Origin of the sequence: Chryseobacterium indoltheticum (assembly GCF_003815915.1) — a bacterium.
GTDB lineage: Bacteria > Bacteroidota > Bacteroidia > Flavobacteriales > Weeksellaceae > Chryseobacterium > Chryseobacterium indoltheticum.
In genome coordinates this window covers 905,043-920,226 of sequence record NZ_CP033929.1, presented here as the reverse complement: position 1 = coordinate 920,226, position 15,184 = coordinate 905,043, and the positions used below count along the sequence as shown (strand labels likewise).

At 30.3% G+C, this 15,184-nt stretch carries 11 protein-coding genes; 8 read left to right on the top strand and 3 right to left on the bottom strand.

The genetic code is table 11. The annotated features are described in order from the left end of the window. Positions 1-152 precede the first annotated feature (152 nt). The 3 genes from EG358_RS04345 to EG358_RS04335 all read right to left on the bottom strand — a co-directional run bounded on the left by EG358_RS04345 (position 153) and on the right by EG358_RS04335 (position 5,737). On the bottom strand, positions 153-2,354 hold the full coding sequence (locus EG358_RS04345) for a TonB-dependent receptor (RefSeq protein ID WP_076557776.1): 2,202 nt from the start codon (positions 2,352-2,354) through the stop codon (positions 153-155). A gap of 65 nt (positions 2,355-2,419) precedes the next feature. Then, the gene (locus EG358_RS04340) at positions 2,420-5,245 is read right to left on the bottom strand and encodes a WD40/YVTN/BNR-like repeat-containing protein (RefSeq protein ID WP_115596400.1); all 2,826 of its coding nucleotides are present in this window, start codon (positions 5,243-5,245) and stop codon (positions 2,420-2,422) included. A 39-nt stretch (positions 5,246-5,284) separates the two neighbouring features. Next, complete coding sequence (locus tag EG358_RS04335) at positions 5,285-5,737, bottom strand: hypothetical protein (protein ID WP_083676970.1); 453 nt, start codon at positions 5,735-5,737, stop codon at positions 5,285-5,287. Between the two features lie 487 nt (positions 5,738-6,224). Between EG358_RS04335 and EG358_RS04330 the strand changes: the two genes are divergently transcribed. The 8 genes from EG358_RS04330 to EG358_RS04295 all read left to right on the top strand — a co-directional run bounded on the left by EG358_RS04330 (position 6,225) and on the right by EG358_RS04295 (position 14,842). Then, entirely contained in the window at positions 6,225-7,277 is a 1,053-nt protein-coding gene (locus EG358_RS04330; protein WP_076557774.1) for a LysM peptidoglycan-binding domain-containing protein, read from the top strand. Next, complete coding sequence (locus tag EG358_RS04325; protein WP_076557772.1) at positions 7,249-8,079, top strand: PAAR-like protein; 831 nt, start codon at positions 7,249-7,251, stop codon at positions 8,077-8,079. Before EG358_RS04330 ends, EG358_RS04325 begins: the two co-directional genes overlap by 29 nt. A gap of 13 nt (positions 8,080-8,092) precedes the next feature. Next, positions 8,093-10,414 (top strand): hypothetical protein, encoded by a 2,322-nt coding sequence (locus EG358_RS04320; protein ID WP_115596399.1) that lies wholly within the window; start codon positions 8,093-8,095, stop codon positions 10,412-10,414. Positions 10,415-10,416: 2 nt separating this feature from the next. Continuing rightward, the gene (locus tag EG358_RS04315) at positions 10,417-11,427 is read left to right on the top strand and encodes a hypothetical protein (RefSeq protein ID WP_076557768.1); all 1,011 of its coding nucleotides are present in this window, start codon (positions 10,417-10,419) and stop codon (positions 11,425-11,427) included. 7 nt (positions 11,428-11,434) lie between these two features. Beyond that, positions 11,435-12,253: a hypothetical protein gene (locus tag EG358_RS04310; protein ID WP_123890009.1), complete on the top strand. Its 819-nt coding sequence runs from the start codon at positions 11,435-11,437 to the stop codon at positions 12,251-12,253. 215 nt (positions 12,254-12,468) lie between these two features. Next, positions 12,469-13,074 carry a hypothetical protein gene (locus EG358_RS04305; protein WP_123890007.1) on the top strand — a complete coding sequence of 202 codons (606 nt, stop codon included), beginning with the start codon at positions 12,469-12,471 and terminating at the stop codon, positions 13,072-13,074. Positions 13,075-13,230: 156 nt separating this feature from the next. Beyond that, the gene (locus tag EG358_RS04300) at positions 13,231-13,536 is read left to right on the top strand and encodes a hypothetical protein (RefSeq protein ID WP_076557761.1); all 306 of its coding nucleotides are present in this window, start codon (positions 13,231-13,233) and stop codon (positions 13,534-13,536) included. A 97-nt stretch (positions 13,537-13,633) separates the two neighbouring features. Then, on the top strand, positions 13,634-14,842 hold the full coding sequence (locus EG358_RS04295; protein ID WP_076557760.1) for a hypothetical protein: 1,209 nt from the start codon (positions 13,634-13,636) through the stop codon (positions 14,840-14,842). The last annotated feature ends 342 nt before the right edge of the window (positions 14,843-15,184 follow it).

Below are 15,184 nucleotides of genomic sequence, written 5' to 3'. Positions count from 1 at the left end.
TAAGATTACACATACGAATTCGTCGCATTAAGAAAGCAACATATATTCATGGCGAAAACATACAAGCAATACAATAATTTATAATAACCCCTTGAAATTGTATAATTTGAAGGGGTTATTTAATTTAGCTAATCTTAACTTAATGCGTCTTATCAAAAATTATATTTTACATTAAATCCTGTAAAAAAATAAGCCTTCCTTGGGCCGGGATTAACGTCGGTGTAGACAGAAGAATCATTATATTGATTATCCTTATCCGTATCATTAATACTATTTCCGTAAAAAAGGAAAGTATAATTAATCTGATTGGTTAAATTGTTTCCTATAACAAAAACATCTACATCAAATTTATTAAAAGTATGCTTGTAGCCGATTTTAGAGTTTAGAAGACCAAAACTATTCACTTTATTTGAGTTTGCAAAATCTGTGTAAACACTTCCCATATAGTTATAGCTATTCTGCCAGTACAAACCTATTTTGGTTTCAAAATCCAAACCTAAAGAAAACCTTGTTTTGGGAACTCCAACTACATTTTTATTATCATAAACATGCACTTTCGGCTCCGAGTTGCCCTCCTGCAAATATGTACTGAATTTAGAATATTTAAAATCATTGTAAGTGTAACTTGCAAAAGGCTGAAGTTTTGTAATAAAAGAGTTTTTCGGTCTGTAAGAATAACCTACACTCAATTCTAAACCTTTATTTTGCTGATCTCCTGTGTTTGCCCAATATGAATATGGTGTCTGTTCTTCATTTTGAATAGTCCCTCTCAACTGGGTCAGTTTATCTTTAATATTGATACTGAATAAAGAAACCTGATAATCTATAGAGGTATTCCCAAGTAATCCCTGAACACTGAAATCCCACATTTTTGCCTTTTCCGCAATAAGATTATCATTTGTTTTATTAAGGCCGCTTATAAACGATGTAGCAGAGGTCGGCGCATTGTAGCCTTCACTATAACTAAGGTTGATTATCTGATCTTTCCAAATTTTCTGTAATGCAAAGTGCGGTGTTGCAACAGCTTTGAATTTTTTGTCAAAAGACAAGTTTTTGTCATATAAATCAACTTTATTTACTAAAAATAAACCGGGCACAGCAAGCAGATCTTCTCTATTGTAACTAATCTGATTAATACTCAAACCTGCTAAAAACATTAAATCCCATGGTTTGTAAGTAATTTTTTCAATCGCAAAATAATTGGACTGATTATTTAGGTACTTAAAATAAGAGCCTTGATATAAAGGTCTCAAAATGGGATCTTCGGTAATTGTTACACTTTTAAATCTGTAATTTGAAATCAAAGATCGCGACTGCTGAAGTTCAGTTCCAAATTCTGTTCGGCTATTAAAATCACCCCAATCTTTATCAAAAACAAATACCGATCTCACGCCATAGTTGGATGCAGATGAAGTTTCGTAAGCTCCTGCCGCAATTCTGTCGCCTGTAGTTCCTGTATAAAATACGGTGGTATTGTTACTGAAATTTTCGTTAATTTTCCAAATATGCCCTATTCCGACTCTGGAAGTGATAAATTTAGTTTTGGCTCCTCTTCTGATATAGGCAAAATTTCCGTTATCAATACCGTTGTAATAGTCGTCATAAGAAATCTGCCCCGAAACCTGCTCCAAAGAATTGCCGTGAGAACCCAATAAAGTTATTTTTTGACTCTCGTTCAGTTTAAATTCGCCATTAATATTGTAAAAGTTTTTAATACTTTTTCCATGTGGACGATACCCGTCGCTTCCAATATGGGTATAATTTGCCGTTATAGAGTGATTTTCTTCAATATTTGATGCGGAAGTAGAAGTCTGGAATAATCCGAAAGAGCCCGTATTAAACTGCTCCGAAATGGAAGTTCCTTTCTGAGATTCTGGTTTGATATAAAATCTCACCGCACCTCCCGAACCGCCACCATACAAAGTTGCAGCAGGACCTTTTATCACATCCACCTGATTGATTAGTCCAAAATTGACATCATCCAAAATTGTAACACCATCAGCTCCGGCAAGAGGGATATTATTCAGGTACATTTTTATCCCCCAGTTGTTGAACTTCTGGTCATTTCCATATCCCCTTATTATGATTCTTTGTCCGCCGAGCTGAGTTCTTTTTTCTACCTGAACGCCCGCCATAGTATTTAAGCTTTGCTCAATAAATGCAGAATTATTACGATTAATCTCGTATTCTGAGATGATCTCTGTAGATTGTGCATGTTTTTTAAATTCTTCACGCTCTTTTATTATTTTTAATCTTGCCTTAATGATTACTTCATCGATTTCTTTTTCATTTTCCTGCGCATTCACAAATCCCATTAACCCCAATGAGAAGAGAATTATGTATTTTTTTTTCATCAATTTATTATAAAAACAAAAGGTAAAGAATACCTTACCTTTTGTTTTTTTTTAAGTTTAAATATTTATTTTCTTATGATAACAGAAGTGTAAACTATGTTTCCATTTTGTATAGCCTTCAATACATAATCACCTTTGATAAGATTTTCTATATTAAATTCTTCATCAGATTTAATATTCTTTTTTGTCATGACTAATTTGCCTGAAACATCAAATATCTCTATATCTACAGGTTTTCCGTTAGCTAGTTTTACATGAAGCGGACCTCTGGTAGGATTTGGATAAACTTGGTTTGCAACAGAATTTTGCTGAGTTTCATTGGTCGCTAAAGTTGTATTGTCTATCTTGGTTGTGAATGCTCCTCTTCCATAAGTTACAGCCAAAATTGTTTTATCTGACGCACGATAATCAAAATGATTAACTTTAAATTTACCCAAACCATCAGAATACAATGCCCATGTAGGTGAAGTCGCTTGAAAATTTGCCGTTCCCCAGACACCAAAATAAGTTCCTAAAATTACCTCATTATTATCTTCAGGATTCATAAAAATAGCTTTTACCGGAATATCGGGAAGGTTACCTTCTTTAGAGATCCAGGTTGTTCCTCCGTCGATACTGTAAAATACACTTGTTTTATTGAAATTGGAAACAGTTACCATAATCTCGCTTTCTGAGGCTCCTAATTTGATATCAGAAATATATCCTCCAAAATCAAAATTAATTTGTGAAGTACTGTGTGTTGCATTTGCATTGGTAACTTTGAATAACTTCCCAGACGACAAACCAATAAAGAGCGTAGAACTTGCAGTAGTATAAGGTGATACAAAGATATCAGTGGCAAATTCTCCTGCTGTTACGGCTACAATTGTTAACTGGGTTCGAGTAAGGCTTAAAGGTACACTTGCAAGACCACTTATTCTGTTCAACACAATAGATGTTGAAGATGATGAATTTGCATTGGTATAAGCAATATCAAGATTTCTATCTACTGCAAGAGGGTTTATAAATTGTCCGGCATTTCTTTGAGTACTCGAAGACAACAGATTATATGCCCCTTGTGCATTAAAAATGATATGATTGTTATAAACATAAGATGCTATATGATATAAACCTTGATCATCATAGGCTGTATAAGCACCATCTCCACCATAAACTTCCGAAGACGTATAAAAATTATTTGCCAAAGGAACGCCTGACAGTCTTCTTGTGCCATTATCCTGTGCGCCAAGTATCATATTTTCATTTGCAAATGTAGCGGTGGGATTTAAAGTACCATGATAAAATTGAGTAATATTAAGACGTTTATTTCGTACCCCGATTGCCGAATTATTGGCAAGGTTATTTTTGTCTGCCGCAAAGAAAATACCTCCATCGTTACCCATTACAAACTGATTAAGATTTTTAGGGTTAAAAACCAGTGCATGTTGATCTGCATGTACTCCAGCAATGTTGGCAGCATTCAGTAAATTATTATTTGACCATTTGGTATACTGCGTCCAAGTGGCACCACCATCGGTACTTTTATATGAATCTATACCTCCTACATAAACGTGCTCATCATTTTGAGGATCCGTTTCAATTACTAGATCGTAAAATGCTTGTCCTCTTGTAAAATCATTATCCGGTTGCCCAGTATCTATAGGATTGGGTAAAGTAATTCCTGACACAGCAACATCCGTAGAAATCCACGTTGTACCACCATCTACTGTTTTTAAAATTCTTACCGGTTCTGCATTTGTTGCCCCTTGCAACAGAGCATAAGCTTTTAAAGGATTAGTATTGGAAACCTCTACCATAACCCTTGAATTTTTGTTACCAACATCATAAACATTTGTGAAAGTGGCTCCATAGTCATTTGATTTAAAAATTTTGCCACCAGAGCTAGATGAGCCGACAAAACTTGATCTGGTTGATACCCAGATTGAATTATCTGTACCTACTTCTATATCCTGAATATCATACCCTTGAGTAGTGGTTGAAAGTAAAGTATTTAATAATGTGAAATTTGTGCCATCAGTAGATTTATATAATCCGGCTTCATATACACCAGCAAACGAAACATTCCCAGACATATCTCCTAAATAAGTTCCCGCAACACCAGCATAGACTTCTGAAACTCCATTATTATTTACCACTTGTATGTCGGGTACATTGTAAATCCCTTTTTTTACACCATTGGATGCATATCCATTTTCTATATTGAATATTTGTTGCCATGTTGCACCTCCGTCGGTTGTTTTCCAAATTCCTAATCCACTAAAATCTCCAGTCTCTACTTCCCCTGTTCCTACATAAAAAATCTGTGAATTGTTGGGATCTGAGACGATACAAGATACAGTAGTGTTAGACCAAAAACCATCCACTAATACCCATTCAGAAGTAGCGTTTGTAATATCATTATTATACCATAACCCACCTGAGACACCGCCAGCCCAAACTTTTTTACCTGTAACATCATTAGGATCAAACATGATTCCCCTTACTCTTCCTCCAACTTCATAAGGGCCTCTTTCTACCCATAGACTGTTAATGTTTTTACTGGAGTATTGACTATTAACTCCATTAAACATTTTTAATTTTTTTTCGGGTCTATATGTACCCGACTCAACTCTTTTATCAAGTTCTACATAATTTTGATTGCTTACTTGGCCGGTTTCCGGATCCATTGTGGCAATAAAGTCTTGTAAATAATACTCATTAGGTGGTTTCTGATTATGTTTTTTAGCAAATTGAACATTTTTTTTGAAAGCTTGTGTAGCATCTTTAATATGTTTCAGATACTTTTCATTTGCTTTTGAGTTCTGGATTTCTTCTTTTTTTGTCACTTCTTGTGCGTTTAAAAGAAAAGAGGTTCCTATAAGACCTACAGAAAGAAATAATTTTAACATCATATTAGTGTTTTTATTGTTATTTATTGTTATTGTTTCATTTTATTCAGGTAATTTCTCATTTTTTAATAAAATTTTATTATTATTATTTTCATTATTGTTTAATTTTATTTTTTGTTTTAGTTCTCTTTTATTTTTTATATTTTCTGAAACTAAATAGGCATTACTGTAGTCTGAAATTTTGTTTGCATCCTGATTTTGAATTTCACCATCAATGCCTATGGTTACTCTTGAAGATTCAGGAAAATATATGCCTTTCAAATACACATTACCATTTCTATGTTCTTGTACTAATGGTATTTTAACATTTTCAATTAAAAGATACTTAGGCTGTATTCTTGAATTGCTTTTTATAACAATATTAAAATTTTCTGATCTTGCTCCTTTTACTCCACCAAGAATTGTGGTATGAGTTGCTTCAATTAATCTATGATGTTGAGCAGAGCAACAGTTGCTAAAAAAAAATATTACTAAAATATAGCTTATAACTTTCATATTATATAATTTCCTCACCTTCAGTTTGTTAAAGTACAAAAAAATATTACATTACCAAATTTTAATTTAAAAAAACATTTTTTAAATTAATGAAGAGGAATATACAAACAGTTATTTTCCTTTCTTTTCTACAATCTATCCCATTTGTTATGACAACTATCCTTCGGATACTACATTCGTAACCTCTACTTTTTCGGATCTGATAACTACAGATAAAAGAGCTTCCAGGATCAGTACTAAAGATAACTTACAATATTGTCGCAGTATTTATTATTGCATCGATTATTGCCTTAGGTGTCTTCCCTGATTTATTTGCAAAACAATTCGGATTGTAATCTGAATCAACATATTTAAAATTTAAACCTTTCAGTTTTTTGAAAGGTTTTTTTGTGTTAAAAAATAAAACAATAATCATTTGTCGTATAACTACTACAAAATATTCAATTAAATCTTATTAACTTTAAATAGATGAAAAACACAAACACAAATGATAACGAATTTTATAAAACACAAAGTTCGTCCGGATGACAGCCTGAGCTCCATTGCCGCCCGAATATATATTTCTGAAAATGATTTAAAAACATTCCACAATCAAAACTGTGGAAAAATGAATAAACTATTTGTAAACAATCTGAAAGGGATTGATTTTATTCTAATTCCAACCCATTTAGTTTCCGAAGAAAAGCAGAAACTTCAACAACAAAAATTACTTCCACCACCGGATTATTTTCTGAAATTCCATTTTGATAAATATTCTGTTGAAGAATATTTTGAGCAATCTGAAAATGAAAATTTAAAGTTTAATTACAAGATCAATCTCAACATTAAAGAAGAGAAAGAAAATTTCCTGGCGGAAATTCATGTCAAGAATTTAGCAAAAAACAACGCAACGCCGGATGACAAAGTTTCTTCCCTTACTTTGGATTGTATGAAAAGCCTCTATCCTATTTCATATAAAACTTCATTAAATGGGAAAATAGAATCTTTCAGTAATCATCAACGTTTAATTGAAAAATTTAAGGAAAAGCGAAATGATATTAAAGATTTTTATCTTGGAGAAATTTCTCAAAAATATCTCAATACGTTTGAAGAAGATATATCTGATGAAGATTATTTTTTCAGGCAGATGCAGTCTAATTTATTGTATCAGGTTTTATTTCCAAACTTAGAATGGTTCCACAAAAAATCTACTTGGAAAGAGAAATTTTATATTCATATCAATTCTTTTCCGCTAGAATTCAGTTGTCAGACTGAACAATTATTTGAAGATTCTGAACTTGTTGAAACTAAAATGACAGGAACTCTTTCAGAAAACTGTAGCCTTAGAGAACTTCTCAAGGGAATTAGGATTGAAGATGAAGACATTCAAAACAATATCAATGCTGAAATTATAATTCAATACTTCACTTCTAAAACGACAAAACAATTACGTGAAATAAGATCTTCTGTCAATATTTGGCATCAAAACGAATTATTTCAAAAACATCAATTACACATAACACAATATAAAGATGAAAACCTACCAATCACAACCGAATGACTCTTTTTCAGGAATTGCCAAAAAGTTTAAAATAAAAGATGAAAATTTTCTGAAAACATTTCATAATCTGAATTGTCCGCAGAGTGAAACAATAAAAGATGAAATTCCCGCAGGAACCACACTTTTGATACCCGAAGATCCTCAATTTCTTAATGATGAAAAACAAAACATTGATGAAGAAATAAATACAATGAATAATGAAAGTGGATCTGAACCAGATCCCGGTGAAGACACGATGGATGAGGAGTCTGAACAAAATGCATCAACTATTAAAGACCATAAAGAAGAAGAAAAGAAAGAGCAAAACAGTGAAAGCAACTCTTCGGAACATGACGGAAAATATTTCGTGATTCCAAAAGGGAAAGCCATTTGTGACAAAGGAACTCAATTTCCCGGTTTCAAAGTAACAAGTCATCAAAAACACTATTGGAATGATGAAAATGGAGAATCTGATTATCTTGCCGTCACTGAAGACGACGTAATGTTTAATCCAGCCGCAACACCTTTCGGAAGTTGCTCGGTAAAAAATGGAAATCCATGTGCATTTTTACCTTCAGGAAAATGGACAAAAACCTACGATAAGGTAAAAGTAATGGGTAAATACTGCGTAACGGAATTGTCAGAGCTCTTGTGTGCCACCGGAGGAAAAATCACAGTTTTAAAGCACGGACAAGAATCTGAATTAGGAAAAAGCAACGTCAATAATGCTGACCCAAAAGAGCAGCATGTGTATAATCCTGTTGTGGATTTTGAAGAGTTTAAAGAGGAAATAAACGGAGATGATCCTTTTGAAGTGGAATAATAGATAGTAAGCTATGAAAATTATAAAAGGAAACGCAAATCCTAAAGCAGAAGAAAAAAACTTTTACCAGCTATCAGATTTTATATATAATTTAGAAAACCCTCTTTTTGGAAAAAAGGAGAACGAGAAATATATATGGACATTATTTAAGAAGGTTAAAAATAACTGGAAGCAAGTTTCAGGCAACATAAAGTACGGTGAAAAAGTGCCTTATACTTTTGGTGAAAAAGTAGTAGGTATTCCATTTAAAATTGAAGTTCATATAGAAAGGAAAAACTTGTTTAATAAAAATGAAAAAGTTCTCGCAGCAACCTTAATTGTAACTCCAAGAACAAAAAATGAATCTACCATTGGAAGAGTAATTTTATTAAACAGAGAAAAAGCAAATGTTAACACAGCAAAATTTAACGAAAGCTTAACTGCAGAGGCAAGAACTTCGAATCTCGTAGGAAAAGAAATAACTTTCTATCTTTGGGAAGAAGGTGCACCAGAAGATAAAAAATATCAGAAACCTAAAACTGCACAGGTAGACAAATATGGAATCGCAAGAGTAAAGTTTATTCTTTCCGACTATGCCACACCACAAACATGGATGAGCTTTTTTACAGGTGATGATAATGTGACAAAAAAGTTTTTTGTAACCGCATCTTATCAACTCAAAAAAGTCACTAATAAAACACCGGTTACTGTTACTGACGAACAACAACAACAACAACAACAACAACAACAACCCGAAACAAAAAAGAAGCAAAGCGGACCGATTGAGAAACTTACTGAGATTGTTCTTATAGGAGTGGAGAAAACGGCTGAGCTTTTTGATGATAAAACGAAAACACCAACGAGTATAGGTAAAGCGGCGAAGCAAGAGTCACCAAGTAATTGTATTTGTAAAGAACAATATAAAGATTTGGTCTGGGGTGGAAAAGTAAGTTGTGAGTTTAGAAAAAAGGTTGTGCAAATTTGTGCAGAGCTTTGGGGAGAAAGCCGAAAATTGGAAATGGCTAATGGTTTAATGGCAGTGATGAAAGTAGAAACTTGGGGAAGTTTTAAAGCACATCATCGAGAAGGCTTTAAATCAGCTAATGACAACTCCAAAGATCTGACAATAAGTAGCTTCCATAAAGATAGTGGCTCTAAATCTTCTCGTGCGGTTGGATTAATTCAGTTTACTCAGGATGCATTAGAGGGAATGAACGAATTTCCTAAATCTACTCCAGCAACGAAAGGAACACAACCAAGGTATGATGCTTTAAATAGGTTGAAACTAAGTTATGCTCAAATGGGAGAAATTAGGCAACTTGATAAAGTGAAAAAATATTTTGAAACTGCTAAGAGCAAAATAAAAACTCCAGAAGATATTTATCTGCACGTTTTTGCTCCCGAAGGAGTCGGTAAAAATGATAATTATTTATTGTATACAAAAGGAACTGACAAGTATGATAATAATAAAAGTGTTGACAAAAATAATGATGGGATACAGAGGAAAGAAATATTAAAAAGATATTATGATAGTAAAAATGAAGGAGAAAATTATAAAACATCTGAATTTTCATGCGGAATAATCTCAAACAATAAAGATATTAAGGCAACAGATATTGTAACCTATCATATTTATTATACTGGGGTAATTGAAAAACATATTCCAAGAAAAATAAAATCAGGTTATGAGCAGAAATATAAATACATTTTTCATGATAAAGAAAACAGAGAACATGAAATATGTGTAACTGACTGGCATATAACAACAAGAAAATTACCAAATAGAAGAAAAGTTTATTCAAAACCAACTCATTCTAAAATTATTAGTGACAAAAATGTAACTGAAGGTCAAACTAGACGAAGGGTAATCTATGAAAATGGAGATATTGCAGAATATGGTTCAAACAATGGCGATACATTTTGGAGATTATATGAATCAACATCAGAACAAAATGAACTAGTAAAAATGCCAGATTCTGTAAGTTATGTAAATTATTCTTTTTCTGGAACACAAAGAAGATATACAGGTCCAAGTTATTTTGCTGGATTTTTAGGTGCATTAGCAATTACAGGGTTATCAATAAGTACTACTGGCTCTTGTTTTAGAGAAGGCTCTTGTTTTCCAAGCCAATTTCACGTTAATGGTGAAAGTATAGATACTATTTATTTTTGGAATTTAGGAAACGATCAAAAATTTATAGATTCCATGAAATTTTTTCATTTTAGAGAAAGAAAAGCAGGAAATAATCCATATTTTAAAAAATTAAAAAATGTAAATGATGGAGGAGATTTACATGATAATCATTTACATTGTGGGAGTTTTGACGAATCAAAAATTAAAGTTATAAAAGAATAAATATGAGATATTATATAATGGTAATTTTATTGGTAATTATTACTACAGGATGTAAGAAAAGTTACCAAGTTGATAAGAAAATAGAGAATAAATTATTTCAGTTTACAGAAATTGGCAATAAAGAATTGCTTACTACAAAATTTCCTCAACAATGGAGAGTACGTCCTTATGAAAATTCTTTTCCCATAAGTGAATCTGATGCAATTAATGAATCTAATTTAAATAAGTTAGACTATTTTGATAATGTGAAAGGAAAATTATTAAAAAACAAAAAGTACATTTCTTTTATGACAGAAAAAGGATTTCGGCTTGATTCAATTTGTGTTGTAGATTCTATTTCTAATAAAAAACAATCGTTTATTTATCTTAAAACATCCAAAACAATTGAAGACCCTAACTACGATTTCCCTCCAACTGTACATCAAATAGACATTCTGGTTTTCGAGAATTCGCAATTTTCACGAAAATTAAATATTTATACAAAAAAAAGCTACCCTTTTGCAATTGATTTAAAACTTGGTTACTTTAATAAGGACGGGAATCTTTTTACAAAAGAATTCAAAACAGATGAAGAGAATACAATATTCACAAAAGAAGAACATTTTAAATTATCAAATGATGGATTAATTATAAAGCAGAACTCAACAATAATTAAAGAAAATAAAAGCAGTATTGCAAAAAAAAATATATTGAAAGAGGTTGACCTTATTGGAGCATATAAAATTTATGCTCCAGCAGTTAGTAATTCTAATGGCGAGGAAATTTCTTTAGGATATTTTATTACAATAAAATCTTCAACTAAAGCTATTTTAAGCATTGATGCAAAATATTCTGAAGATTATGGTTGTGAAGGTGAGTACAGACTAACGAATAATGAAAATGTCATACATGCTAAAGGCAAGTGCGACCAAGATAGCGTAGACGATTTTTATCTTAAATATGAGAATGGAAAATATTTCATTAAAAGTAAACGATTCATAAATCAAAATTGGCAAGAAACTATAAAAGAATAAGAGAATTATGAAAAATCTAATATTTTATCTATTTATTTTAATGTGTTTTTCTTGTAAAAAAAATGATTTAAAACAAGCTACTAATGAGTCTTTAGCGAACTTAAACGAAAATAATCAAAAAAAGAAAAACACAGAAAACTTAAAAAAAACTATAAAAAGAGACACTCTTATTCCTCTAACGAATAATGTGAAATTATACTTTCATCAATTTGATGAAACTCAAAAACTTTGGAAAATTCCGAAGCTCATTAAAAATGATAAAGACACGATAAACATAAAAAATTGGGATAATGAATGGGGCAGTGAATTAGATATTAGATTATCTCCTAATAAAAGATACATGGTATTAGATGCAATCATAAAAGGTTTTTTAAACAATAATAAAAAAGAACTATATGAAAATTATACCTGTCAGCTTATTGATATTTACAAATCAAAGGATTTAGATTCTTTTCAAGAAGATTGCGGAGGCGAATGGAATAAGAATAATGAATGGATTTCAAATGAAGAAGTTATATTCACTGGTAAAAATACAACCACAAGTAATTTATTTGTTGCTCGCGATTGTTTAAATTCAAGATTCTCTATCGAAATAATTGATATTCAAAGCATTCTTACTTTCAAAATATTTGATAAAACAAAAATTATTTTAAAAGGTATTATAAATATTGATAAGAAAGAAACTCCAAATACAATTAACTTAGGAAAAATTGGTGGTATCTATTATGGAGACAGCATTGTAATTCAGAATGATGGTAATTCGATAAACGAGTATAATCATTTTATACAATGCAATCAAAAATATTTAACGTTTGTGAGAGATTAGTGATTCGAATTTATCATGAAAAATATACTCTGAAAAAGTATTTTTAGCAACTTCGGAAACAAATGCAAACCTCACCTACATTTTGAAGTTTCAAATGTTGGTTCAGCTCCAGGATTAAATGGTAAATGCAATCCTTCCTTTTATTTTAAATTCAAAACAGAAGAAGAACTATCTAAACCCGAAATAGATTATCAAAATAAATTAAAAGAGAAAGGATGGAACTAATAAAAAAAATATTGTTTTGCTTGTTTTTATCATTTCTAATGTCATGTGACGGACAAAATAAAAAAACAAGTAATGAAAGAAAAGTAAATCAAACGGACAGTATACAAAAAGAAAATGAAACTTTTATACTACAAAAACAGCTTTCAAAAAATAAAGATAATTTTAAGTATTTTTTTCCTGAATTCGTTTATCAGTTGATACCTACGGAAAGTTCACTTTTTGATTTATCAATAAATGAAAATGTTTATAAAATAGATTTGCTTTTAGATAGTGCATCAATAAATATTTGGGACTTGAAAAAATCAAAAAACCATCTCATCTTGATAGAAGGTAATGATTATTATGGTTCAGTTTTTTATGTATATTACTATCATAATAATGTTTTAACTTACTATGAAACTTTTAATCACATTGCAAAAGAAATTGAAAAAAGCAATGGAGAAAAAGTTTTCAGTATTGATTTAAAAGGAGAGACTTTAAATATTTCTTTATCTCAGAATAATAAAAATTCTAAATACAATTTGCAGCCAATTAAAGACATTTCACTGCTAAGCATTAAGGATACAGTGAATACCTCTGAACTAAAAGAAGAATAGAAGAAAGAAAACTTTGAAATTATCAAAGAAAAAACAGCAGATATAAATCTAGATGGGTTAGAGGATGAAATTTATGTTTTATGGAATGCAACGAAAAAAACTTTTCCAATATATATTATTTTACAGAAAAACAACAGTTCTGTAGACAAAGTCATTATGAATGAAAATATATTGTCTCCAGTTTTAGGAAATTCTACAGGAACAGGTTTAATTGATATAGTTTGTAAAAATGGTTACATAACATTTGAAGAAAATATTTCTGAGGGAAGTCCTTCTCAAAACAAGTATATCACTTTTTTTTACAATAAAAATGATGCTCATATTTATTTACATAAATATGGTATAATTGCAATGTATGATGATGATTCTAAAGATTGGGAAAAAACTTACATCTCAAAAAATTTCGGGAAAATTAATTTCGTAAATTATAATAATGTTGATATTATGAGTAAGTTAAAATAAAATTTCAATATAGCTTATCTTACAAGAATTTTATTTGTTTTAATGCGGTTTTTTCAAAAAAAGCATTCCATTACAATATAGCATTTAATATAAATATATGAAAAAAGCGATCTTCTTTTTAATGTTGCTTGTTATTTTTGGCTGCAAAAAAAAATCTGCTGAAAATAACAATATAAAAAATCAAAACGGAAATAAAGAAAACATATTTAATTATCATGAAATAACAGAACAGATAGAACAAAACAATGATTTTTATAAGCTTGAAGATTACAGAACACCAATTTCTAAAAATCAGTTTATTAAAGATTCTATTCTTTATAAAAACGACTTATTAGATAATAAAATTGTATTTGAAAATGGAATCCTGAAAACTTCTTTTGGCAAGATAAAATTTATTGTAAATAAAAATATAGATTCTGATTCATTTGTAGATTATTCGTATATAGGATTTAATAAAAAAAAACATTTCCACGTTATTAATATTAAACTTTATGATGGTGAATTAACTTTGTTAATGAATGACGAAAATTATAATTATAAAATTATCAATAATACCCCATTATTTTCAAAAAATAACGACTATGCTATTACCTATAAAGATAATGAAGGTTTATCATCTTCTTTAGATCTATACAAAATAGAAAATGGTTCTTTAAATAAGTTCTACATATTTTCATCTGAAGACAATATCATTGAAAGCGCTGTTTGGAGTGCTGACAACAATATAATAATTAAAGCAAAACCTTTAAATAACGATTCTTATAAATTTTACAAAATAGATATTAACAATTTAAAAACTCAAAGGCAAAAAGCATATGTTAATAAAAATTTTAAAAATGATTATGTTTTAGATAGTGCTTTAGTGATATCCCCTCTGAATGAATACAAAATAATTGCCTTAGAAAAAACAGAAAAAAAGAATATTGAAAATGTGCAACACAATTCTTTACCAATAATTATACAAAAGAAAGATGGGGAAATATTTAAAGATTATGTAATAAATGATCAACTAACTTTCAAATATCATGATAATTGTCCAGCAGATGGATTTCAACGGTTAGTTTCTAAAAATAATTATTTCACCATTGAACAAACATATTGTAAAGATTTTATGTTTGTTCAGTCCTATGTAACATTTAAGATTGAAAATGAAAAAATAGTACTTTATAAATACGGCGAAGAATATACAGAAAGAAGTAATCCTGAAAAAAATATAAATAGTATTACCAAAACTTCAAAAGATTTTGGCATTGTAAAATTTGAAGATGTAACGGAAGATTTCCTTATTAAGTTAATGCAAAAATAAAGGAGTTAAAACCTAATGATATCAAAAGAAGTTTAGGGAAATTTACCACAACCAATATCAGGAAAAAAGGAATCAGTAATTTTACGTTTAGAGAAAAAGCAGTCGGTTTCCCCGTTGCGCAAAGTCTCCCGACTTTTGAGCATATAAAAATAAACCCAGCTCAATTGAAGTGGGTTTTGTATTAAAAAAAACCTATTTTGTATATGGAAACAAAAACTTTATAATATTATCAACACAACGATAAAAATATCTATCACAACAAAAAAGCCAGTCTTTTATACAAATTTAAACACCAATAACAGCTAATTTCCTCATTCTTTTCATAACTTTACCTCCACAATT